Below are 21,982 nucleotides of genomic sequence, written 5' to 3'. Positions count from 1 at the left end.
CAGAAGCCGCCTGACCCGTTACTTATCCGGCAGGCTGCTGATTGGCACGACCGGCTGGCAGAGGACGTGAATTGCCCTCATTGTCGACCGCCACATAAATAAAGACCGCCTCTGTGGCACAGTAGGTCTGTCCGATGGGTTCAGACGACACTTTTTTGATCCACACTTCCACATTAATCGTCATCGAACTGTTGCCGGTCCGGAGACAGCTTGCATGACAGCTCACCACGTCACCCACCGCGACAGGCTTCATAAATGACATGCCGTCGACGCGCACGGTAACAACGCGCCCTTCAGCGATCTCTTTCGCCAGGATAGCGCCGCCCATATCCATCTGTGACATCAGCCAGCCGCCAAAAATATCGCCATTGGCGTTGGTATCTGCCGGCATGGCGAGCGTACGCAGCACCATTTCGCCTTGCGGCAATTTATGTTTTTCGCTCATTGCTTCCACTTCTTATGCAGATGAATGCTAAAAAAATGCCCGGCGTACCGGGCAGATGATTATTTTTGTTCCTGCTGCGGCATCTGACGCCAGATATAAAGCCCGCTGAGCAGGGTAAACAGTAAGGTCAGACCGGAGAGACCGAACACTTTAAAGTTAACCCAAAACGCCTGAGATAACCAAAAGGCGACATAGATGTTCACCAGGCCGCAGATCAGAAAGAACAGCGCCCAGGCGACGTTCAGCCGACGCCAGACCGCATCAGGCAACTGCAGCTCTTTACCCAGCATGCGCTGAATTAGCGTCTGTTGCATAAACCACTGGCTGTAAAGCAGGGCGGCGGCAAACAGGGTGTAGATCACTGTGACTTTCCACTTAATGAACTCATCGTTGTGGAACACCAGCGTCAGGGTGCCAAAGACGGCCACCAGCACAAAGGTGAAAATCGTCATCTTTTCCAGCTTGCGATAGAGCACCCAGTTGACGACCAGGGCCAAACCAGTGGCCACAATCAGAGCGCCCGAGGCGACAAAAATGTCATACAGCTTGTAGAAGATGAAAAAGACCACCAGGGGAAGAAAGTCGAGTAGCTGCTTCATAGTTTTTCCATTCAGAGTTGCCTGCGAATGTGCCCGAAGGCACACCGTCAATCAACGTAACAGCATATAGAGCCGATAGAGATAGATAATCAACATGGCTGAAACCACATTGCCTGCCGCGGTAAAAATCACCGACGAGACATTGAGGGGTAATACCGTCAGCGATGAGAAGAAAAGCATCACAATGACTTTAGCCAGCAGCCAGAGCAGAATTGCCGGGGCGATCAGCCTGACATTCTTCCACGCCATCCGCATGCTGGCGCGCATGGCAGCAAAGACACCCATCTTCTCACTGGCCACCATCACTGGCGCCAGCGACAGCAGGATCGTCAGCAGAATGCCTGGCACCACCAGCACCATAAAGCCCAGCTGTGCGACCAGCGTCATCAGGAAGGTGAGCAGCAGCAGCTTTGGCAGCAGCGGTGCTGACGCGCCAATGGCCCGCAACGCACTGACGCGCTGGCCGGAAGAGACCATCGGAATCAGATAGAGCATACCGCCAAGCAGCAGCGTATTCCCCATCAGCGCGGCAAAGGTGCTGGCCGCCGAGGCGCGCAGCAGCACCTGTTGCTGTTCCGGTGACATATTCTGCACTATCTCAAACAACGAACTGGCGCTGTCATCGCCCTGCTGCAGGATGGCCATCTGATCGGCACCAGGTGTCAGCACATGCACCAGCATGACGGTGACAAACGCGGCCAGCAGCGACATCAACAGCACCGTAGCCAGTTGATGGCGCGCGAAATTTCCTGTGTCACGGTATAACGAGCTTGCCGTGATAGACATGTACACTCCTTGGAGGAACCGGGTTAATTAACCCGGCGATTGTACATGTTCTGGCAGCTCCGGGGCACCCGGCAGGGCATAACTTTCTGTAATATGAGGTAAAGAGGGCGCAAAAAGGGGAGGAAGGCCATAACGCGCGCGGGCGCGATCGCAGGCTTCGTTATGGATACCTTCTTCACCCGACATTGAGAACTCCCGACAGGGCGTCGGGCGTTGTTCATAAATGCCGCAGGAGACGCAGCCGCCAATGTCACCCTGCAGGGCGACGCAGCGAGGCGCACGATCGTTCGTACCACGCATATTGCGCATTAACAGGCTTAACGGCTCAGTTAATTCAGTGGGCACCAGACCGCCTGCATCGTCGGCTTCAGCCCAGTAAAATGAGACGCGGAAATGGGCGCAGCAGGCGCCACAGCTGACACAAGGGTTAGAGAGCTCACTCATTTGATCACCCGCCCCTCCGAGGGCATCGAACCAAAATCAACAATGAAGATAAGCAACATAGAGCTGGCGAAATTATTCAGCAAGCGGTATTTGCGTGCTGCTGAAAGCGCCGAAATTGATCTAAATCAATTCATTGTTTTTTAAGTAATTTATCTCAGGGCTACTGAGTGCAATTTTCTGTAAATCACGTTAAATAATTGCCAGCAAAAAAAGCGATTCCGTTCGCGACATTAACATTAAGCAAAGGAGTGATAATGAAACTGGCAAAATGCGCGATGCTGCTGGCCCTGGCTCTGCCTCAACTGGCGATGGCCCACGAAGCAGGCGACTTCTTTATGCGTGCCGGCAGCGCCACCGTCCGGCCCACCGAGGGTTCCGATAACGTGTTAGGTATGGGTGAGTTCAGCGCCACTAACGACACGCAGCTGGGACTGACCTTCACGTACATGGCAACGGACAATATCGGTGTCGAGTTACTGGCCGCCACGCCTTTCCGTCACAAAGTGGGTCTTGGCCCGACCGGTACGCTGGCTACCGTACGCCAGTTACCGCCGACGCTGATGGCGCAGTACTACTTCTTCGACAGTAAAAGCAAAGCGCGCCCTTACGTTGGCGTGGGGATCAACTACACCACCTTTTATGATGCCGACTTTAACCAGACCGGTCGCGATGCTGGCCTGACCGATCTCAGCGTCAAGGATTCCTGGGGTGTGGCGGGCCAGGTCGGTCTGGATTACCAGATTAACCGCGACTGGATGCTGAATGCGTCGGTGTGGTACATGGATATTGATACGGAAGTGAAGTTCAAAGCCGCTGGCGAGCAGCAGAACATCAATATGCGCATCGACCCATGGGTCTTCTTCTTCGGGGCGGGATACCGGTTCTGATGAGAAAAAGGCCGCTGAATGAGCGGCCTTTTTTTGTCTGTTAAGACGTTATTTGATCTGCATATTGTTGACGACTGATTTCACGCCCGGCACGCTGCGCGTAACCTGAACGGCACGATTCGCCATCTGTGGTGATGAAACAAAACCGCTCAGCTGAACTTTACCTTTAAAGGTTTCTACGTTGATTTCAGTCGATTTCAGCGAGTCATCTTTCAGCAGTTCACCTTTGACTTTAGTGGTCACCACGGTGTCATCAATATAGCCACCGGTTCCCTCTTTGGTTGCGGTTGGCGCACAGGCGCTCAGTGTCAGCGCAACCACGCCCGCCAGTACAGCACCTGTCAGCAGTTTAACGAATTTCATTGCTTTCTCTCCCTGTCACAAAATGGATGCGACGTTACCGTAACGGCGCATTGTCATTGTGGTGCAGATTTTGCAAAAAGGGCAAATAGCGGAATGAAAAAAAAGGAAACAAATCATGCCTTATCGCGCGATAAGGCATTATGGCAGGATTAACGGCTGGCGGCCTTGAGGCGGCTGACAAAATTCTTCAGTTCACTCAGCATCACTTCAGGCTCTGCATGGTGTTTTTCAATGATTCTGACAATCGCAGAGCCGGAGATAGCGCCCGCTGCACCGGCAGCGATCGCCTCCTTCACCTGTTCCGGTTCTGAAATACCAAAGCCCTGCAGCGGTGGCGCGGCGTGGTATTCACGCAGCTTGTCGATCAGATGCTTCAGCGGCAGGCTGGCGCGGTTTTCAGCACCGGTCACACCCGCGCGTGACAGCAGATAGGTGTAACCCCGTCCGTGCGACGCGATCTCACGCAGCAGCTCATCGCTGGCGTTAGGCGGACAGATAAAGATGGGTGCGACACCATGACGCAGCGCTGCCTGACGGAAGGGCGCAGACTCTTCAACCGGCACATCCGCCACCAGCACTGAATCCACACCGGCTTCAGCACAACGGGCATAGAACTCATCCACGCCGTTGGTGAAGACCAGGTTAGCGTACATTAGCAAGCCAATCGGCAGATCCGGGTATTTACGGCGGATAGTCGCCAGCATTTCAAAACACTGGCTGGTGTTGGTGCCCGCCGCAAAGGCGCGCAGCGTCGCGTTCTGAATGGTCGGGCCATCTGCCAGCGGATCGGAGAAGGGAATACCCAGCTCAAGTGCATCTGCGCCACCTTCCACCAGCGCGTCAATCACGCGCAGTGAAAGCTCCGGAGAGGGATCGCCCAGCGTAACGAAAGGTACGAAAGCGCCTTCGTTATTCGCTGACAGCCGCGTAAACAGTTGATTGTAACGTTCCATCAGATTTCTCCCTGCGCTGTCAGAATGTCATGAACGGTGAAAATATCTTTGTCGCCGCGGCCAGAGAGGTTGACCACAATCAACTGCTCTTTTTCTGGTTCAGCGTGAATCATCTTCAGGGCGTGCGCCAGGGCGTGAGAAGACTCCAGCGCCGGAATAATCCCTTCTGCGCGACACAGCTGTTTAAAGGCGTCCATCGCTTCATTATCGGTAATGGAGACATACTCCGCGCGACCAATGCTGTTCAGATGCGCATGCTGCGGACCGACCGATGGGAAGTCGAGGCCGGCAGAGATGGAATAAGACTCCTCAATCTGGCCATCGTGGGTCTGCATCATCGGCGATTTCATACCGAAGTAGATGCCGACGCGACCATGTTTAAGCGGTGCGCCATGCTCGCCGGTTTCAATGCCGTGACCCGCAGGCTCAACACCGATCAGCTTCACGCTGGTTTCATCGATAAAGTCGGCAAACATCCCGATGGCATTTGAACCGCCGCCTACGCAGGCGAGGATCGCATCGGGCAGGCGGCCTTCTCTTTCCAGAATCTGCTTTTTGGTCTCTTCACCAATCATGCGCTGGAACTCACGCACGATAGTCGGGAAGGGATGCGGACCCGCCGCAGTGCCGAGCATGTAGTGTGAGGTCTCATAGCTGCCTGACCAGTCACGCAGCGCTTCGTTACAGGCATCTTTCAGCGTGGCGGAGCCGCTGTGAACCGGGATCACTTCTGCGCCCATCAGACGCATACGGAACACGTTAGGGGACTGACGCTCGACATCTTTCGCGCCCATATAGATGCGGCATTTCATGCCCAGCAGCGCACAGGCCAGCGCAGAAGCGACGCCATGCTGACCGGCACCGGTCTCGGCAATGATTTCGTTTTTGCCCATGCGTTTGGCTAACAGCGCCTGACCCAGCACCTGGTTGGTTTTATGCGCGCCACCGTGCAGCAGATCTTCACGCTTGAGATAGAGGCGGGTTTTGGTGCCTTTCGTCAGATTTTTACACAGCGTCAGGGCAGTAGGACGGCCCGCGTAGTTCTTCAGCAGATCGGTAAATTCGGCCTGAAACTCGGGATCTTTCTGGGCGTCGACAAACGCCTGTTCCAGCTGGCGCAGGGCTGGCATCAGGATTTGCGGAACATACATTCCGCCAAATTCGCCAAAGTAGGGATTCAGTAACGTCATTTTTTATCTTCCTTTCTCGGGCCCGCCGTCGAGCAGGCCAGGCAAATCAGTAGGCACGCAGTGTCTGAAACACCGCGGCAATTTTACGGGCATCTTTGATGCCAGGCGCGCTTTCCACGCCCGAGTTGAAGTCCAGTCCGGCACAGCCCAGCTGCGCGGCTTCAACACAGTTATCCGCACTCAGGCCCCCGGCCAGCAGCACATTGTCCAGCGTCTGCCCCTGTAACAGCGACCAGTCGAAACGCTGTCCGGTTCCGCCATCGCCATTATCAAACACATAACGGTCGACGTGCGGCCAGTCGCGTGCCGGCAGGGCACCTTCAATGCGCAGCGCCTTCCAGATTTGAATCTCTGCTGGCAGAGCCTCGCGTAATTCGCCCACAAATTCTGGTGTTTCATTACCATGCAGCTGCACTGCAGACAGTGAAAGTGCGGTAGCCTGCGTGACAACGTCACTGACAGAGTTATTGCGGAACACGCCGACGTAGCGCAGCGGCGCAGCGGCGATCACGTTCTGCGCGGTAACGATGTCAATCTGACGTGGTGATCCTTCCGCGAAGATCAGACCACCAAAGATTGCACCGGCTTCATAGGCGGCACGGGCGTCTTCGGCACGCGTCAGACCGCACACTTTATTGCTACCCAGCGTAACCCGACGCACCGCACCGGTCAGGTCAGCTTCTTCCATCAGGGCAGAGCCAATCAGGAAGCCGTTGGCAAAGTGGCTCAGCTCACGAATATCAGCGTAGCTGTTTATGCCCGATTCGCTGATCACGGTGACGCCGTGTGACAGGCGCGGCGCCAGCTGACGGGTGCGGTTGAGATCGATAGAGAGATCGCGCAGGTCACGGTTGTTAATCCCCACGACTTTTGCCTTTAGCGCGATAGCCCGCTCCAGTTCCTCTTCGTTACTCACTTCGGTCAGAATGCCCATCTTCAGGCTATGCGCCACGGCGGCCAGCTGACGATACTGCTCATCATCCAGCACCGACAGCATCAGCAGAATGGCATCCGCCTGGAAGTAACGGGCCAGATAGATCTGATAGGGATCGATAATAAAATCTTTACACAGCACTGGCTGGGTAATGGCGGCGCTGACAATTGGCAGAAAGGCGAAGTCGCCCTGAAAATATTTCTCATCGGTCAGCACGGACACCGCAGAAGCATAGTGGCGGTAGACCCCGGCAATGGCGGCCGGATCGAAATCCTCGCGAATCACGCCTTTTGAGGGGGACGCCTTTTTACACTCCAGGATAAACGCGGTTCTTGCACCCTGCAGCGCGTCGTAGAAATGACGGCTGGCAGGTTCAATGCTGTTCTGAAAGGTGGAGAGAGGCTGCTGCTGCTGACGGGCTTCAACCCAAATCGCTTTGTCCTGAACAATTTTTTCTAACACGGTGCCTTTCATGATTATCCTCTTGCTGCCAGTGCGACGACGCGTTCATAAGCCTGCCCGCTGCGGATGGCGTTAAGCGCCTGCTGTGCGTTTTCACGCAGATCTTCCTGACCGAATACTTTAAGCAGCATCGCCACGTTAACGGCGACCGCTTCCTCATGGGCCTGCTGGCCATTACCCTGGAGTAAAGCCGTCAGAATGTCACGATTTTCTTCCGGCGTGCCGCCTGCCAGCGCCTCTTTGGGATGGAAGCCAAAACCAAAGTCCTCTGGCGAGAGCTGATAGCGGGTGATTTCACCTTCACGCAGCTCAGCAACATGGGTCACATCGTGCAGTGCGACTTCATCCATACCGCCACCATGAACCACCGCCGCACGCTGATAACCCAGCACTTTCAGGGTCTGCGCAATCGGCAGCACCAGTTCCGGGCTGTAGACGCCAATCACCGCCAGTGGCGGGCGCGCCGGATTGATTAATGGGCCTAACACGTTGAACAGCGTGCGGGTCTTCAGTTGCTGGCGCACTGGCATCGCGTGGCGAAAGCCGGTGTGATACTGCGGCGCAAACAGGAAGCAGACGTTAAGGTCGTCCAGCGCCTGACGCGCCCGATCAGCGGGCATATCGAGGTTGATACCAAAGGCGGCCAGCAGGTCAGACGAGCCCGATTTGCTGGAGACGCTGCGGTTGCCGTGCTTCGCCACTTTCAGACCGCAGGTGGCGGCAACAAAGGCGCTGGCCGTCGAGATATTAATGCTGTTACTGCCATCGCCGCCGGTGCCGACGATGTCCGCGAAAGCGTAATCCGGGCGGGGAAAGGGTTTCGCATCTTCCAGCAGCGCGGTGGCGGCTCCGGCGATCTCTTCCGGCGTTTCACCACGTACTTTCATGGCGACCAGTGCAGCGGCGAGCTGCGTGGGTTCCAGCTGTCCGGTAATAATGGCGCTGAACAGCTGATGACTCTCAGCCTGATTCAGCGTCTGCGCCTGGTAAAGTTTTTCCAGTGTCTGTTGCATCGTTATTCTCCCTGTTACTTCGCCAGCGCCCAGGCCAGCGTCTGCTCAAGCAGGCGCGCGCCCTGAGAAGTCAAAATCGATTCAGGATGGAACTGAAACCCGCAGACGCGATCGGTTTCATGACGAACCGCCATCACCATCCCGTTAAAGCTGGCATTAACCGTCAGCTCATCCGGCGTGTTGCTGCCTACCAGCGAGTGATAGCGCGCCACCGGCAGCGGATTGCTCAGGCCGGCAAACATTGCCTCGTCGTCATGAACGATAGACGAGGCTTTGCCGTGCAGGATTTCGCCCGCCTGGCCTACATGGCCGCCATAGGCTTCCACAATCGCCTGATGTCCCAGACAGATGCCGATGATCGGCAGGCGTCCGCGCAGCATCCGCAGCAGCTCCGGCATACACCCGGCATCTTTTGGCGCGCCGGGGCCGGGTGACAGCATCAGCACCGGATCTTCCATCCGCTCCAGCTGAGCAATTAACAGTTCAGCGGGCAGGTTGTTGCGGTAGATCACTACGTTGTGACCAAAGGTCCGCAGCTGATCAACCAGGTTGTAGGTAAAAGAGTCGATGTTATCGAGCAGCAGAATATCGGCCATCAGAAGATCTCCTTGCAGTGATGGGCAGTCGCGATAGCGCGCAGAACGGCGCGGGCCTTATTGCGGCTTTCATCAGCTTCAGCCTGCGGATTAGAATCCAGCACCACACCAGCGCCCGCCTGAACGGTAGCGACGCCATCTTCGACATAGGCCGAACGAATAACGATGCAGGTGTCGAGATCGCCCTGCGCGGTGAAGTAGCCCACCGCGCCACCGTAGCTGCCGCGACGGGTGCGTTCAGCACCGGCAATCAGCTGCATAGCGCGAACTTTTGGCGCACCGCTCAGCGTGCCCATGTTCATACAGGCACGATAGGCGTGCAGCACGTCGAGGTCGGCGCGCAGCGTGCCGACGACGCGGGAAACCAGATGCATCACGAACGAGTAGCGATCAACTTTGGTCAGGTCAGCCACGTAACGGCTGCCGGGCACGCAGATGCGCGCCAGATCGTTACGCGCCAGATCGACCAGCATCAGATGTTCAGCCAGCTCTTTATGGTCGGTGCGCATCTCCAGTTCAATGCGGCTGTCGAGGTCACGGTCCAGCGAGCCATCAACATGGCGGCCGCGCGGGCGGGTACCGGCAATCGGGTAGATCTCAATCTGACGCGAGGTGGCGTCATACTTCAGTGAGCTCTCTGGTGACGCGCCAAACAGGGAGAAATCCTGATCCTGCATAAAGAACATATACGGGCTGGGATTGCTGTTTTTCAGCGTGTCATAGGCAGCCAGCGGTGACGGGCACGGCAGCGAGAAGCGGCGTGATGGCACGACCTGGAAAATTTCACCGATGCGAATCGCCTGCTGCATGGTGCGAACGACTTCACAATACTCTTCATCGCTCTGGCTGGTAGTCAGCGTCATCTGTTCGACCTTTTGTACCGGCAGCGCAGGTGCTGGCTGCAGCATCTGGCCATGCAGCTGCTCGATACGGCGTTGCAGACGCTGGAACTCGCTGGTGGACGGGCAGAACAGGCTGGCCTGCAGACGCGCGCTGCGGGTCTGGTGATCGATCACCAGTAATGTCTCTGCCAGGTAAAAACAGTAGTCAGGGCAGCGCTGCTGATTATCCAGTTCCGGCAGGGTTTCAAAACCAGCCACCAAGTCATAGGCAAACAGACCACCCAGCAGCACGGCTTCGCGCTCGTCGGCAGGGGCGTTAACCAGCTGGGGAATCAGTCGCAGTGCATCAAACACCGAGAGTGCTTTGAGACGGGAATCTTCGTCCTGATGCGGATCGGTGCTCTGTGGAAAAGTCAGCTCTCGGCCATCGGGACGGACCTGATTGCTGACGGAAGCGGGCAGAGCCTCATCCAGCAGCGGCAGCACGGCACGGCCATTTTCTGACAGCGCCTGAACGGTCACCGTATTACCCATGGCGCTGATACGCAGCGCGCTGTCGACAATCAGCAGACTTTTTAAATTACGCTTGCTGTCGATATCCGCAGATTCAAGCAGCAGGGTTGCCGGACGTGCGCCGCACAGCTGGTGAAACACTGCGGCCGGATCTTCGCGGTAAGGCGCGGTGCCGGTAATCAACTTCACTGTAGGTTTCGCATTTGGCATGATGATTTCTCTGAATTTCGCTCAAAAAAAAGCCCGCTCGGTGGCGGGCTCAGGTATTAGCACAGCGGTTACGCAAAGTGTGCACGATCCTGTCGCCCGTTTTCGGGAACATCGCGCCAACCGTTTAAATGCGTGATTACAACAGCCATGATTGAATACCCGTTACGTGTGAACTTGTGTACTAGTTAACGGGTTCATGACGTAAATGTCAATACACTTTTTCACTGACGGCGAAAATCGTTATCATGCTGGCCGGTTTAGTTTTAGCAGGAGTTCTCTTGAGCGATATCGCCCGTTTTCCGGTTTATGATTTACACAGCCACACGCGCGCCTCCGATGGCTTACTGACGCCAGCAGACCTGGTGCAGCGAGCCGTTGAGATGCGCGTTGGCGTACTGGCGATCACCGATCACGACAGCGTTGCAGGGGTAGAGGAAGCGCAACAGACGGCACGCGACCACGATTTACCGATAAAAGTGCTGGCCGGGGCAGAGATCTCCACGCTGTGGGAGAACCATGAGATTCACATCGTCGGCCTGAACATTGATATTCATCATCCGACGATGATGACGTTTCTGGCCGGACAACATGACTGCCGCCGGACGCGGGCGGAAGAGATTGGTGAGCGACTCGCCAGGGCACGTATCCCGGATGCGCTGGCGGGTGCGATGCGTCTGGCTGATGGCGGCATCATTACCCGTGGTCACTTTGCCCGCTTCCTGATTGAACAGGGCAAAGCGGACAATATGGTACAGGTATTCAAAAATTATCTGGCGCGTGGCAAAACCGGCTACGTGCCGCCACAATGGTGTACAATTAAACAAGCTATTGATGCGATTCATCATTCTGGTGGGTGTGCCGTGCTGGCGCATCCTGGCCGATATGGCTTATCGGCGAAGTGGCTTAAACGGCTGGTCGCCCATTTCCGCGAGGCGGGCGGCGATGCGATGGAAGTCGCGCAGTGCCAGCAGCCACCCAATGAGCGTACAACACTGGCACAATACGCCAGAGATAATGAACTGGCCGCATCACAAGGTTCTGATTTTCATCAACCCTGCCCGTGGATTGAGCTGGGCCGTAAACTCTGGCTGCCTGCAGCGGTTGAGCCGGTCTGGGAACGCTTCCCGGATCTCGCGCCCGGCCTGACAATCACGGAAAGGTGACACGAGGTTTCTATGAGTCAATTGTTTCACATCCATCCGGACAATCCTCAGCCACGGCTGATTAACCAGGCGGTCGACTACCTGAACAAAGGCAGCGTCATTGTCTATCCTACCGACTCCGGCTATGCGCTGGGCTGTCGGCTGGAGGAGAAGGGCGCAATGGAGCGTATCTGCCGTATCCGTCAGCTCGACGGGCACCACAACTTCACCCTGATGTGCCGGGATCTTTCGGAGCTGTCGGTTTATTCGCAGGTAGGCAACTCGGCTTTTCGGCTGCTGAAAAACAACACGCCAGGCAACTACACCTTTATTCTCAAGGCGACCAAAGAAGTGCCGCGTCGCCTGATGAATGAAAAGCGTAAGACCATTGGTCTGCGCGTGCCCTCCAATCCGGTGGCGCTGGCGCTGCTGGAAGCGCTGAATCAGCCGATGATGTCGACCTCATTGATTCTGCCGGGCAACGATTTTACCGAGTCAGACCCGGAAGAGATCCAGCACAGCATTGGTAAGCTGGTCGATCTGATCATTGACGGCGGTACGCTGGGTCAGCAGCCGACCACGGTGGTCGATCTGACCACCGATTCGCCAGAAATCGTGCGTGAAGGCGTGGGCGATACCCGCCCGTTCCTGTAATTACGTCGGGCTTCAGACACCGCGCGACGGTGTCTGAGCCAGATTCGACTCTAACCAGTTCTTAAACTGACCGTAAGGAATATAAAGTGATACATCTTTGAGGATCACTTTGTTATTACGCCCATTTTTAATCGAGTCAGAATAGCCAACAATAACGCCGCCCAGCGTATCATCCCGATTATAAACGCCACCGCCAGACATTCCCTGAACGACCCCCGCATTCGAAGCCATCGCTAAGCAGGGACTTTTATTCCATTTATTCCGAATAGCCGTGCGGGCTAAATTAACCCCGGACGACTCAACCGGCATCGCGGAAATAAAGCTGTAACCATACATTTTAACCGGATCGCCGATGTCGCTGCTGCGGAACTTAGTCAGCGTGCTGGCATCATTCTTGTGATAAATAATCGCAAGGTCGCAATAAGGGTGATAAGACTTCACACGCTGCACGGCAGTTTTAGCCACGTGCGCAGCCGTGAGGCTATATTCAGGCGTCAGAGGAATGCTGGTGCCCAGTGTACCCAGACCGAGGATCGTCGGAATGCCTGTCACGCTCATATCAACGTGCTGCATCGCCGTACGACTGTACTCGGTGTGGCCCACGGAACACCCGCTCAGCACCAGTGCAGCAAGCACCGGGCACAGAAACAGGTTTCTCATGATGTTTTTCTTTATTCAGGCATGTCGGGAAATCCCTGGTGAAGATTTTTGACATGCAAGCAGGGTTCATCACTGAACCGTATTAACGCAACAACTCCGGATGCGCCGGTTTATTGGATTAATGTAAAAACACTATTTTTATTAAAGAATGAATTAAGCAAGACTCAAATGTCGCAAGAACGCTTTGCCGCGTATTTTGCTTTTTTATTATGCTGCCGGGATAAAGTGTATCAGCTTAATAGTGTCGTACAATTTATTAAAGCTAATGACAATCAAATGTTATGAAAAATAAGGTTATAAACGAATCTCTATTAGGAATAATCTGACTTTTCTGTTTTTAGAGTGGGTGCATCATGATTAAATTCAACTAACCAGCATTTCATGCTGACTTTAATATTTTTTTTAGATGATCTAAAGTACGGTAAGAATGATGGAAGTGTAAGATAGCGTTAAGATTTTACTCTCCGAATATCGCTTTGATGAAAAATGAGTGGTTAGAAAATTTAATTGTCATCAGCTATAAAGTTTTCGATCTAGGCGTTTTATTAAACATATTCTCTTATCATATGCCGGGTTTTATTAAATCAGCATCAAGGATTATCAGATCTCAAACTATCAGAGGTTAACCTTTCTTTATTTACTATGACACTCTCCATAAAGGGCGTTACTTCAGCATTAAATGCCTGTATAATGGGGCAAACTTGCTAAGTTAACCTGTTGATTTAGAAAGGATTATCACCCAATCATGACGCCTGGGAAGGCGACAAAGAGGAAGCTCAATGAGCGAAAAGTTACAGAAAGTCTTAGCGCGTGCCGGTCATGGCTCGCGTCGTGAAATCGAATCAATGATTGCGGCCGGCCGTGTCAGCGTTGATGGCAAGATCGCCACCTTAGGCGACCGCGTCGAAAGCAGCAAATCCCTGAAAATCCGTATTGATGGCCATCTGGTTTCGATTGCTGAATCAGCAACCGAAGTCTGCCGCGTGCTGGCTTACTACAAACCGGAAGGCGAACTCTGTACCCGCAGCGATCCTGAAGGCCGCCCGACGGTGTTTGACCGTCTGCCACGTCTGCGCGGTTCACGCTGGATTGCCGTTGGCCGTCTGGATGTGAACACCTGTGGTCTGATGCTTTTCACCACCGACGGTGAACTGGCGAACCGCCTGATGCATCCGAGCCGTGAAGTGGAACGTGAATATGCGGTGCGCGTATTTGGTCAGGTCGACGATGATAAAATTCGTCAGCTGAGCAAGGGCGTTCAGCTGGAAGATGGTCCGGCTGCGTTTAAAACCCTGAAGTTTGGCGGTGGAGAAGGCATCAACCAGTGGTACAACGTTACCCTGACCGAAGGACGTAACCGTGAAGTGCGTCGTTTGTGGGAAGCGGTCGGGGTGCAGGTGAGTCGTCTGATGCGTGTCCGCTACGGCGATATCACGTTACCAAAAGGCCTGCCGCGCGGTGGCTGGACCGAACTGGATCTGCCTGCGGTGAACTATCTGCGTAACCTGGTGGAGCTGGATGATGAAACGGTCACCAAGCTGGTGGTCGAAAAAGATCGTCGTCGTACCAAGGCGAACCAGATTCGTCGTGCGGTGAAACGCCACAGCAAAGTGAGCAGCACGCCACGTGCGCCACGCCGCAATCCGGGCAGCAAACGTAACTCCGGTTAATCGTGTTGCCCGATCGCTAAAAACGCAGCCCCAGGGCTGCGTTTTCTTTTTCTGTTACCAGTCAATGCCCTGCTGAGCCTGGATACCGGCATCAAAGGCGTGCTTCACCGGCCGCATTTCTGTCACCGTATCCGCCATTTCAGTCAGGCTGCGATGACAGCCACGTCCGGTAATGATTACGCTCTGATGCGCCGGACGCTGTTGCAGGGCGGTAATCAAATCGTCCAGCGGCAGATAATCCATGCTGACCATATAGGTGATTTCGTCGAGTACCACCAAATCAAGCTGCGTATCGGCCAGCATCCGTTTTGCATGCTGCCACACGGTCAGACAGGCGGCGGTATCCGTTTCGCGGTTCTGGGTGTCCCAGGTGAAACCGGTTGCCATCACCTGAAACTCTACACCATGCTGTTCCAGCAGGTTACGCTCACCATTCGGCCAGTCACCTTTAATAAACTGAATCGCCGCCGCACGCTTGCCATGTCCGGCAGCGCGCAGGGCGGTGCCAAAAGCCGCCGTCGTTTTGCCTTTGCCATTGCCGGTGAACACCATCAGGATGCCACGCACCTCGGTGGCTGCCGCAATCCGCGCATCGACCTGCTCCTTTAGCCGCTGCTGACGCTGTTGATGACGATCGTCAGCCATTACTCTGCGGCTCCGGGTTTTCTGCCCGGCTGCGCATCAAAGCTGATACCGGTTTTGCGTCGGCTATCATCACCCATCAGATAAAGGTAGAGCGGCATCAGATCGGCAGGCGTTTTCAGCTTGTTAGCATCTTCCTGCGGGAAGGCGCTGGCGCGCATTTTGGTTCGCGTTCCGCCCGGATTAATGCAGTTAACCCGCAATGCCTGCGTTTTATACTCATCCGCCAGCACCTGCATCATCCCTTCGGTGGCAAATTTAGAGACGGCATAAGCCCCCCAGCCTGCGCGACCGGTTCGGCCAACGCTGGAGGTGGTAAATACCAGTGAACCGGCATCTGACTTTAACAGCAGCGGCAACAGCGCCTGGGTCAGGAAAAAGGTAGCGTCCAGGTTGATGTTCATGACCTGCTGCCAGATCTGAGGGTCGAGTTCCGCCAGCGGCACGATTTCACCGAGGATACCGGCATTGTGCAGCACGCCATCAAGACGCGGAAACTGCTGTGACAGCTGTTCTGCTACCTGATGACAACGTTCCGGTGTTGCTTCAGCCAGATCAAACACGACGGTATGAGCAGCACATTTATTAAGTTGATCGATTGCCTCTTTGACCTGCTGAAGCTTCTCAGGGTTACGGCCCATCAGGATCACTTCAGCGCCATAACGGGCATACGTCAGCGCCGCTTCCCGGCCAATGCCATCAGAAGCGCCAGTGACCAGGATGATACGGTGATTGAGCAGGTCGCTTTTCGGTTGATAATGCACAGCGGGGTCCTCCAGCGAAAACAGCATGATTCCGCTTTATGCCTGAATTTACGAATGGGCGCAATCGCCAGACCACCCATTCTGTGCCGGCTGCTGGCATTTCAGGCGACGGAGCAGGGTAAAACGGCTAAACTGGCGAATTGTTTTTTTATTCTTTGTGACTAAGGCGACCTGATGGATTTTATTTCAACGTATGGACTGTTTTTAGCAAAAGCGGTGACGCTGGTGGTTGCCGTCGCTGCGATTGTCATGATTATCATGAATGCCGCGTTACGCAAACGGGCACAAAGTGGTCAGCTTCGTCTGACCCATCTGGGTGATGATTATCAGCAGATGAAAGAGGATTTGCAGCTGGCAAAAATGAAGCCGCAGGCGCAGAAAGTCTGGCTGAAAAATCATAAAAAAAGTGAAAAGCTGAAAGCCAAAGCGGAAAAACAGGCGGCAAAGCAGGGACAGACAAAGAGCGTTAAGCCCACGCTTTACGTACTCGATTTTAAAGGCAGCATGGATGCCGGTGAGGTGAGCTCACTACGTGAAGAGATTTCAGCTGTGCTGGCGGTGAAGCAGCCTGGCGATGAAGTGCTACTGCGGCTTGAAAGCCCTGGCGGCGTGGTGCATGGCTATGGGCTGGCAGCGTCGCAGCTTCAGCGTCTGCGTGATGCGGATCTGCGCATCACGGCGGCTGTAGATAAAGTGGCAGCCAGCGGGGGCTACATGATGGCCTGCGTGGCCGATCGCATTGTGGCGGCACCGTTCTCGATCATTGGTTCCATCGGCGTGGTTGCGCAAATCCCTAACTTCAACCGCCTGCTGAAGCGTAACGATATTGATGTTGAGCTGCATACTGCCGGACAGTACAAGCGCACGCTGACGCTGTTTGGTGAGAATACCGAAGAGGGACGTGAAAAATTCCAGGAAGATCTCGACGAAACGCACCTGCTGTTCAAGCAGTTTGTTCACCAGATGCGCCCGACACTCGATATCGACCGGGTGGCAACTGGTGAACACTGGTATGGTCGTCAGGCGCTGGATCTCGGCCTGATTGACGAAATCGGCACCAGCGATGACCTGATTATCCGTCAGATGGATCAATTCAGCGTGCTCGGTGTGCATTACGCCCGCCGTCGTAAAATGATGGACCGTTTTACCCAGAGCGCCGGCTCGGTGGCTGAGCGGTTGCTGCTGAAACTCTGGCAGCGCGGCGAAAAGCCACTGCTCTGATGCGAAACCCGGCCTGTGCCGGGTTTTTATTCCAGGTGATAGCGCGGCGACAGCTCCACAGCAAGGTATTTGAAGACGTTAAACACCGCCGTGGTTTTCGCGGTCGGCAGTCCATCCGCATCAAGAAAGAACGGCCCGCGAAAGACCAGCACATCCGCCTGCTGACTTACCTCATCCGCCTGCATGCCCGCTAAATAATCATTATGTTCTTTAATTAGCGCATTGGCCTTTTCCAGCAACGCCTGGCGGGAAATAGCCTGAGTTGATCTCTGCATTTATTCGCTCCTTTTTGACAGCATCCAAATCCTTTCTATATTACTGGCCTGTCACATGCTGTGACAAATCGGTCTGAACGATGAAAACCTGGCGTAAGTTCGGGCTGAGTGCTAATTAAGTTGCGTAACAGATTTTATCAGGTAGAGTGTGGGCGATTCCGATTTCAGGGATTTTGCACCGGGATGTGCGAAGAGTTCAGATGGAAAAAGCACGCTTTATCATGCAGTTGCAGCAGGCCGCATCATCTGATCTGAGATTGACCCCTCCGCCTTGAAATGTTAAACAGGCGCAGCAATATTGAACCCACTGGGTTTTTGGGCATCCAATCCTCTCCCGTTAAGCAGGATGTTTTCATTAGGTAAAGGTAAATATGGGTAAAGCACTCGTTATTGTTGAGTCCCCGGCAAAGGCTAAAACAATCAATAAATACCTGGGTAGTGACTACGTGGTTAAATCCAGCGTGGGTCATATCCGGGATCTGCCGACCAGTGGTTCAACCGCGAAGAAGAGTGCTGACGCTTCGACAGATAAGAAAGTCAAAGACGCTTCAACTGACAAGAAAGTCAAAAAAGTTAAAAAAGATGAGAAAGCCGCACTCGTCAGCCGCATGGGTGTAGACCCTTATCACGGCTGGGAAGCGGATTATCAGATTCTGCCCGGGAAAGAGAAAGTCGTTGCTGAACTGAAGGCGTTAGCCGCCAATGCTGACCACATCTATCTCGCAACCGACCTTGACCGCGAAGGGGAAGCCATTGCCTGGCACCTGCGGGAAGTGATCGGTGGTGATGACTCGCGCTTCAGCCGCGTGGTCTTTAACGAAATCACCAAGAATGCGATTCGTCAGGCGTTTGAAAAGCCGGGCGAACTGAATATTGACCGGGTAAATGCTCAGCAGGCGCGTCGTTTCATGGACCGCGTGGTGGGCTATATGGTCTCGCCACTGCTGTGGAAAAAAATCGCCCGTGGCCTCTCGGCCGGACGTGTGCAATCTGTTGCGGTTCGCCTGGTGGTGGAACGTGAACGTGAGATCAAAGCCTTTGTTCCCGAAGAGTACTGGGAAGTTAATGCCGCACTGACCACGCCAAAAGGCGATGAGCTGTCGATGGACGTGACGCACAAAGGTGATAAAGCCTTCCGTCCGGTCAATCGCGACGAGACTTATGCCGCGGTGGCGCTGCTGGAAAAAGCGCGCTATGAGATCGTCGACCGTGAAGATAAGCCGACCAGCAGCAAGCCGGGCGCGCCTTATATCACCTCGACACTGCAGCAAGCTGCCAGCACCCGTCTGGGCTTTGGCGTGAAGAAAACGATGATGATGGCTCAGCGCCTGTACGAAGCCGGTCACATCACCTATATGCGTACCGACTCGACCAACCTGAGTCAGGATGCGGTCGCCATGGCGCGTGGCTATATCGAAAGCAATTTCGGTAAAAAGTATCTGCCTGAAACCGCCATTACTTACGCCAGTAAAGAGAATTCCCAGGAAGCGCACGAAGCGATTCGTCCTTCCGACGTGGAAGTGGTGGCGGAAAAGCTGAAGGATATGGAAGCGGATGCGCAGAAACTCTATCAGCTGATCTGGCGTCAGTTTGTTGCCTGTCAGATGACACCAGCAAAATATGATTCCAGCACCATTACAGCGGCGGCGGGTGAATTTAAACTCAAAGCAAAAGGCCGTATTCTGCGTTTTGATGGCTGGACCAAAGTCATGCCAGCGCTGCGTAAGAATGATGAAGATCGTACATTGCCTGCCGTCAGCGTGGGTGATGTTCTGGATCTGCAACAGCTTCTTCCGGGCCAGCACTTCACCAAGCCACCGGCGCGCTTCAGCGAAGCGTCACTGGTGCGTGAACTTGAGAAGCGCGGCATTGGTCGTCCATCCACGTACGCAGCCATTACCTCGACCATTCAGGATCGCGGCTACGTGCGGGTAGAAAACCGCCGCTTCTATGCGGAAAAAATGGGTGAAATCGTCACCGATCGTCTGGAAGAGAACTTCCGCGAACTGATGAACTACGATTTCACCGCCCGCATGGAGAGCAATCTCGATCAGGTGGCGAATAACGAGGCGCAATGGAAAGCGGTTCTCGATCACTTCTTCGCCGACTTTACTCAGCAGCTTGAGCTGGCTGAGAAAGATCCTGAAGAGGGAGGCATGCAGCCGAACCAGATGGTGCTGACCTCGATTGAGTGTCCGACCTGTAGCCGTCAGATGGGAATCCGTACCGCCAGTACCGGTGTTTTCCTGGGCTGTTCCGGCTATGCGCTGCCGCCTAAAGAGCGCTGCAAACAGACCATCAACCTGATTCCGGAAAATGAAGTCCTCAATATTCTGGAAGGCGATGATGCTGAAACCAACGCCCTGCGTGCCCGTCGTCGCTGCCAGAAGTGTGGTACCGCGATGGACAGCTACCTGATCGACAACGAACGTAAACTGCACGTCTGTGGTAATAACCCGGAGTGTGACGGTTACGAAATCGAGAAGGGCGAGTTCCGTATCAAAGGCTATGACGGCCCGGTGGTGGAGTGCGAGAAATGTGGTTCGGAGATGCACCTGAAGATGGGACGCTTTGGTAAGTACATGGCGTGTACCAACGAAGAGTGCAAAAACACCCGCAAGATTCTGCGCAGTGGTGAAGTTGCACCGCCGAAAGAAGATCCGGTTCCGCTGCCAGAGCTGGCGTGTGAGAAGTCCGATGCTTACTTCGTGTTGCGTGACGGCGCAGCGGGCGTTTTCCTCGCGGCCAACACCTTCCCGAAATCACGCGAAACGCGTGCGCCGCTGGTGGAGGAGCTTCAGCGCTTCAAAGATCGCCTGCCTGAGAAGCTGAAGTATCTGGCCGACGCGCCAGCAGCCGATCCGGAAGGCAATAAAACGCTGGTGCGCTTCAGCCGCAAAACCAAACAGCAGTATGTCTCCTCTGAAAAAGAGGGTAAGGCAACAGGCTGGTCCGCCTTCTATATAGATGGCAAGTGGCAGGAAGCGAAAAAGTAAGTCTCAGGCCAGCATTTGCTGGCCTTTTTCTTACTCTGTTTATCCGATTTATCCACTGACACTGACAACGCACCACATTCAGGCCAGCGCTCGCTGGCCTTTTTCTGAGCCTTATATCAATCCGTTCTACTCTGTCACTTAAACTGATATAGTTGTTATAGCATTTCCGACCTTTCCTGATGCATAGCATTTCTTGACCCTTGCGACTATACGTCAAGCGGGGATGCGACTCTGTAACTTACCGGGATGGAATAGATATGAAATTACAGCAGTTGCGCTATATCGTCGAAGTGGTGAACCATAATCTCAATGTCTCTTCGACAGCGGAAGGTCTCTACACCTCTCAACCCGGCATCAGCAAACAGGTGCGTATGCTGGAAGATGAGCTGGGCGTGCAAATTTTTGCCCGTAGCGGTAAACATCTCACCCAGGTGACGCCTGCAGGCGAAGAGATCATTCGTATAGCGCGTGAAGTTCTCTCCAAAGTGGATGCGATCAAATCTGTCGCCGGCGAGCACACCTGGCCGGATAAAGGCTCGCTTTATGTCGCCACCACACATACCCAGGCACGTTACGCGTTGCCAGGCGTGATCAAAGGATTTATCGAGCGCTATCCGCGCGTCTCTTTGCATATGCATCAGGGTTCACCAACCCAGATCGCCGAAGCGGTTTCCAAGGGCAATGCGGACTTTGCCATAGCCACTGAAGCGCTGCATCTCTATGACGATCTCATCATGCTGCCGTGCTACCACTGGAACCGCGCGATTGTCGTCACGGCGGATCATCCGCTGGCCGGAAAAGGGCAGGTGAGCATCGAAGAACTGGCTGAATATCCGCTGGTGACTTACACCTTTGGCTTTACCGGACGCTCAGAACTCGACACGGCCTTTAATCGGGCAGGATTAACACCCCGCATTGTCTTCACCGCGACTGATGCTGACGTCATCAAAACCTATGTCCGTTTAGGTCTGGGCGTGGGGGTTATTGCCAGTATGGCGGTTGACCCGGTGGCCGATCCTGACCTGATTCGTATTGAAGCCGCCGATATCTTTACCAACAGTACCACCAAGATTGGCTTCCGCCGCAGCACCTTCCTGCGCAGCTATATGTATGATTTTATCCAGCGTTTTGCGCCACACCTGACTCGCGACGTGGTGGATACCGCCGTGGCGCTGCGCTCAAACGAAGACATTGAGGCGATGTTTAAGGACATTAAGCTGCCATTTAAATAGCGTTGATGCTCTCCACGACAACATAAGGCTGCCTGGTGCAGCTTTTTTGTTGCCAGGCTTTAGCGCCAAATGAGAATCAAAAGTTTTTATGATTTTTTTGTAAATGAAACATTGATCACATGTTTTCCGGTTGGGCTTTCTTAAATGCGAAATACAACACACTTTTAACTATGTCACTTTGCGACTCGCCAGGATTATTCCCATACTCCAGTTAAGAGCTGATGTGTGAAGCCAGTAAACATAAGGTTCTTTAGATGGGTCTTTAGTTTTAAATGGATCTTTTTTTTAAATTAACTCAAATTTATTAGCTGACTGTTTAATTAAATATTCGTTCAGGAGTTAATGATTTCTTACGTTACCGAAGCCTATTGATTAATACCGTTAATCGTTTTACTCAATAAAAATAACTGGATTTTTGGCCTTAACGCGTTTAGGATTCCTCCTAAATCTTAATCGATGTTATCAATCATTTTGTTGAGAGTGATTATC

At 54.0% G+C, this 21,982-nt stretch carries 20 protein-coding genes, 1 pseudogene and 1 other annotated feature; of the genes and pseudogenes, 7 read left to right on the top strand and 14 right to left on the bottom strand.

The features are described from left to right. Positions 1-22: 22 nt before the first annotated feature. From yciA to FA92_RS09075, 4 genes are read right to left on the bottom strand one after another with little or no spacing between them, the layout of a single operon-like run. Entirely contained in the window at positions 23-445 is a 423-nt protein-coding gene (gene yciA / locus FA92_RS09090; protein ID WP_013358032.1) for an acyl-CoA thioester hydrolase YciA, read from the bottom strand. 59 nt (positions 446-504) lie between these two features. Further along, complete coding sequence (locus FA92_RS09085) at positions 505-1,044, bottom strand: septation protein A (RefSeq protein WP_033783259.1); 540 nt, start codon at positions 1,042-1,044, stop codon at positions 505-507. Between the two features lie 51 nt (positions 1,045-1,095). Beyond that, on the bottom strand, positions 1,096-1,830 hold the full coding sequence (locus FA92_RS09080) for a YciC family protein (RefSeq protein ID WP_013358030.1): 735 nt from the start codon (positions 1,828-1,830) through the stop codon (positions 1,096-1,098). 27 nt (positions 1,831-1,857) lie between these two features. Next, positions 1,858-2,274 (bottom strand): YkgJ family cysteine cluster protein, encoded by a 417-nt coding sequence (locus FA92_RS09075; protein WP_013358029.1) that lies wholly within the window; start codon positions 2,272-2,274, stop codon positions 1,858-1,860. Between the two features lie 197 nt (positions 2,275-2,471). Here FA92_RS09075 and ompW point away from each other — a divergent pair, with 197 nt between their 5' ends. Next, the gene (ompW, locus tag FA92_RS09070) at positions 2,472-3,161 is read left to right on the top strand and encodes an outer membrane protein OmpW (protein WP_223811659.1); all 690 of its coding nucleotides are present in this window, start codon (positions 2,472-2,474) and stop codon (positions 3,159-3,161) included. Between the two features lie 48 nt (positions 3,162-3,209). Here ompW and FA92_RS09065 read toward each other — a convergent pair whose 3' ends face one another. From FA92_RS09065 to FA92_RS09035, 6 genes and pseudogenes are all read right to left on the bottom strand, one after another. Continuing rightward, positions 3,210-3,524, bottom strand: a complete 315-nt coding sequence (locus FA92_RS09065) for a BON domain-containing protein (protein WP_009089937.1) — start codon at positions 3,522-3,524, stop codon at positions 3,210-3,212. 149 nt (positions 3,525-3,673) lie between these two features. Further along, entirely contained in the window at positions 3,674-4,477 is an 804-nt protein-coding gene (gene trpA / locus FA92_RS09060) for a tryptophan synthase subunit alpha (protein ID WP_033783257.1), read from the bottom strand. Beyond that, a complete protein-coding gene (gene trpB / locus FA92_RS09055) occupies positions 4,477-5,667 on the bottom strand; it encodes a tryptophan synthase subunit beta (RefSeq protein ID WP_013358026.1) in 1,191 nt (396 codons plus the stop codon). Before trpB ends, trpA begins: the two co-directional genes overlap by 1 nt. Positions 5,668-5,713: 46 nt before the next feature. Further along, the gene (gene trpCF, locus FA92_RS09050) at positions 5,714-7,075 is read right to left on the bottom strand and encodes a bifunctional indole-3-glycerol-phosphate synthase TrpC/phosphoribosylanthranilate isomerase TrpF (RefSeq protein ID WP_033783255.1); all 1,362 of its coding nucleotides are present in this window, start codon (positions 7,073-7,075) and stop codon (positions 5,714-5,716) included. Positions 7,076-7,077: 2 nt separating this feature from the next. Further along, positions 7,078-8,672: pseudogene (gene trpD / locus FA92_RS23585) on the bottom strand (bifunctional anthranilate synthase glutamate amidotransferase component TrpG/anthranilate phosphoribosyltransferase TrpD). Beyond that, positions 8,672-10,237, bottom strand: a complete 1,566-nt coding sequence (locus tag FA92_RS09035) for an anthranilate synthase component 1 (RefSeq protein WP_033783251.1) — start codon at positions 10,235-10,237, stop codon at positions 8,672-8,674. Before FA92_RS09035 ends, trpD begins: the two are co-directional and overlap by 1 nt. A 23-nt stretch (positions 10,238-10,260) precedes the next feature. Beyond that, positions 10,261-10,362: a sequence feature (Trp leader region), on the bottom strand. A 120-nt stretch (positions 10,363-10,482) separates the two neighbouring features. On the opposite strand from FA92_RS09035, the gene FA92_RS09030 reads away from it, so the two are divergent. Further along, on the top strand, positions 10,483-11,400 hold the full coding sequence (locus FA92_RS09030; protein WP_197061493.1) for a PHP domain-containing protein: 918 nt from the start codon (positions 10,483-10,485) through the stop codon (positions 11,398-11,400). 12 nt (positions 11,401-11,412) lie between these two features. Continuing rightward, entirely contained in the window at positions 11,413-12,033 is a 621-nt protein-coding gene (locus FA92_RS09025) for an L-threonylcarbamoyladenylate synthase (protein ID WP_013358020.1), read from the top strand. Positions 12,034-12,045: 12 nt separating this feature from the next. On the opposite strand, the gene FA92_RS09020 is transcribed toward FA92_RS09025, so the two are convergent. Further along, on the bottom strand, positions 12,046-12,693 hold the full coding sequence (locus FA92_RS09020; RefSeq protein ID WP_033783249.1) for a hypothetical protein: 648 nt from the start codon (positions 12,691-12,693) through the stop codon (positions 12,046-12,048). A 779-nt stretch (positions 12,694-13,472) separates the two neighbouring features. Here FA92_RS09020 and rluB point away from each other — a divergent pair. Continuing rightward, the gene (gene rluB, locus FA92_RS09015) at positions 13,473-14,363 is read left to right on the top strand and encodes a 23S rRNA pseudouridine(2605) synthase RluB (RefSeq protein ID WP_013358018.1); all 891 of its coding nucleotides are present in this window, start codon (positions 13,473-13,475) and stop codon (positions 14,361-14,363) included. Positions 14,364-14,417: 54 nt separating this feature from the next. Here rluB and cobO read toward each other — a convergent pair whose 3' ends face one another. Continuing rightward, on the bottom strand, positions 14,418-15,008 hold the full coding sequence (gene cobO / locus FA92_RS09010; protein ID WP_033783248.1) for a cob(I)yrinic acid a,c-diamide adenosyltransferase: 591 nt from the start codon (positions 15,006-15,008) through the stop codon (positions 14,418-14,420). After that, entirely contained in the window at positions 15,008-15,769 is a 762-nt protein-coding gene (locus tag FA92_RS09005; RefSeq protein ID WP_033784591.1) for a YciK family oxidoreductase, read from the bottom strand. The genes cobO and FA92_RS09005 overlap by 1 nt, the downstream gene beginning before the upstream one ends. Before the next feature lie 174 nt (positions 15,770-15,943). Between FA92_RS09005 and sohB the strand changes: the two genes are divergently transcribed. Further along, a complete protein-coding gene (gene sohB, locus FA92_RS09000) occupies positions 15,944-16,990 on the top strand; it encodes a protease SohB (RefSeq protein WP_013358015.1) in 1,047 nt (348 codons plus the stop codon). A gap of 26 nt (positions 16,991-17,016) precedes the next feature. Here sohB and FA92_RS08995 read toward each other — a convergent pair whose 3' ends face one another. Beyond that, positions 17,017-17,265, bottom strand: a complete 249-nt coding sequence (locus FA92_RS08995; RefSeq protein ID WP_033783247.1) for a YciN family protein — start codon at positions 17,263-17,265, stop codon at positions 17,017-17,019. Between the two features lie 371 nt (positions 17,266-17,636). Between FA92_RS08995 and topA the strand changes: the two genes are divergently transcribed. Beyond that, positions 17,637-20,261: a type I DNA topoisomerase gene (gene topA / locus FA92_RS08990; protein WP_013358013.1), complete on the top strand. Its 2,625-nt coding sequence runs from the start codon at positions 17,637-17,639 to the stop codon at positions 20,259-20,261. A gap of 257 nt (positions 20,262-20,518) precedes the next feature. Next, complete coding sequence (cysB, locus tag FA92_RS08985; protein WP_013358012.1) at positions 20,519-21,493, top strand: HTH-type transcriptional regulator CysB; 975 nt, start codon at positions 20,519-20,521, stop codon at positions 21,491-21,493. Positions 21,494-21,982: the final 489 nt, after the last annotated feature.

Source organism: Pantoea sp. 9140 (assembly GCF_000745295.1).
GTDB lineage: Bacteria > Pseudomonadota > Gammaproteobacteria > Enterobacterales > Enterobacteriaceae > Pantoea > Pantoea vagans.
This window is presented reverse-complemented; position numbering and strand designations above follow the sequence as displayed.

Bases quoted from the DNA above. Each gene is read 5' to 3' on its own strand.
- topA (WP_013358013.1), top strand. From the start codon at position 17,637: ATGGGTAAAGCACTCGTTATTGTTGAGTCCCCGGCAAAGGCTAAAACA.
- FA92_RS09035 (WP_033783251.1), bottom strand. From the start codon at position 10,237: ATGCCAAATGCGAAACCTACAGTGAAGTTGATTACCGGCACCGCGCCT.
- sohB (WP_013358015.1), top strand. From the start codon at position 15,944: ATGGATTTTATTTCAACGTATGGACTGTTTTTAGCAAAAGCGGTGACG.
- trpCF (WP_033783255.1), bottom strand. From the start codon at position 7,075: ATGAAAGGCACCGTGTTAGAAAAAATTGTTCAGGACAAAGCGATTTGG.
- FA92_RS09065 (WP_009089937.1), bottom strand. From the start codon at position 3,524: ATGAAATTCGTTAAACTGCTGACAGGTGCTGTACTGGCGGGCGTGGTT.
- FA92_RS09030 (WP_197061493.1), top strand. From the start codon at position 10,483: ATGCTGGCCGGTTTAGTTTTAGCAGGAGTTCTCTTGAGCGATATCGCC.
- cysB (WP_013358012.1), top strand. From the start codon at position 20,519: ATGAAATTACAGCAGTTGCGCTATATCGTCGAAGTGGTGAACCATAAT.
- FA92_RS09025 (WP_013358020.1), top strand. From the start codon at position 11,413: ATGAGTCAATTGTTTCACATCCATCCGGACAATCCTCAGCCACGGCTG.
- FA92_RS08995 (WP_033783247.1), bottom strand. From the start codon at position 17,265: ATGCAGAGATCAACTCAGGCTATTTCCCGCCAGGCGTTGCTGGAAAAG.
- FA92_RS09075 (WP_013358029.1), bottom strand. From the start codon at position 2,274: ATGAGTGAGCTCTCTAACCCTTGTGTCAGCTGTGGCGCCTGCTGCGCC.
- FA92_RS09085 (WP_033783259.1), bottom strand. From the start codon at position 1,044: ATGAAGCAGCTACTCGACTTTCTTCCCCTGGTGGTCTTTTTCATCTTC.
- trpB (WP_013358026.1), bottom strand. From the start codon at position 5,667: ATGACGTTACTGAATCCCTACTTTGGCGAATTTGGCGGAATGTATGTT.
- FA92_RS09020 (WP_033783249.1), bottom strand. From the start codon at position 12,693: ATGAGAAACCTGTTTCTGTGCCCGGTGCTTGCTGCACTGGTGCTGAGC.
- trpA (WP_033783257.1), bottom strand. From the start codon at position 4,477: ATGGAACGTTACAATCAACTGTTTACGCGGCTGTCAGCGAATAACGAA.
- FA92_RS09080 (WP_013358030.1), bottom strand. From the start codon at position 1,830: ATGTCTATCACGGCAAGCTCGTTATACCGTGACACAGGAAATTTCGCG.
- yciA (WP_013358032.1), bottom strand. From the start codon at position 445: ATGAGCGAAAAACATAAATTGCCGCAAGGCGAAATGGTGCTGCGTACG.
- cobO (WP_033783248.1), bottom strand. From the start codon at position 15,008: ATGGCTGACGATCGTCATCAACAGCGTCAGCAGCGGCTAAAGGAGCAG.
- rluB (WP_013358018.1), top strand. From the start codon at position 13,473: ATGAGCGAAAAGTTACAGAAAGTCTTAGCGCGTGCCGGTCATGGCTCG.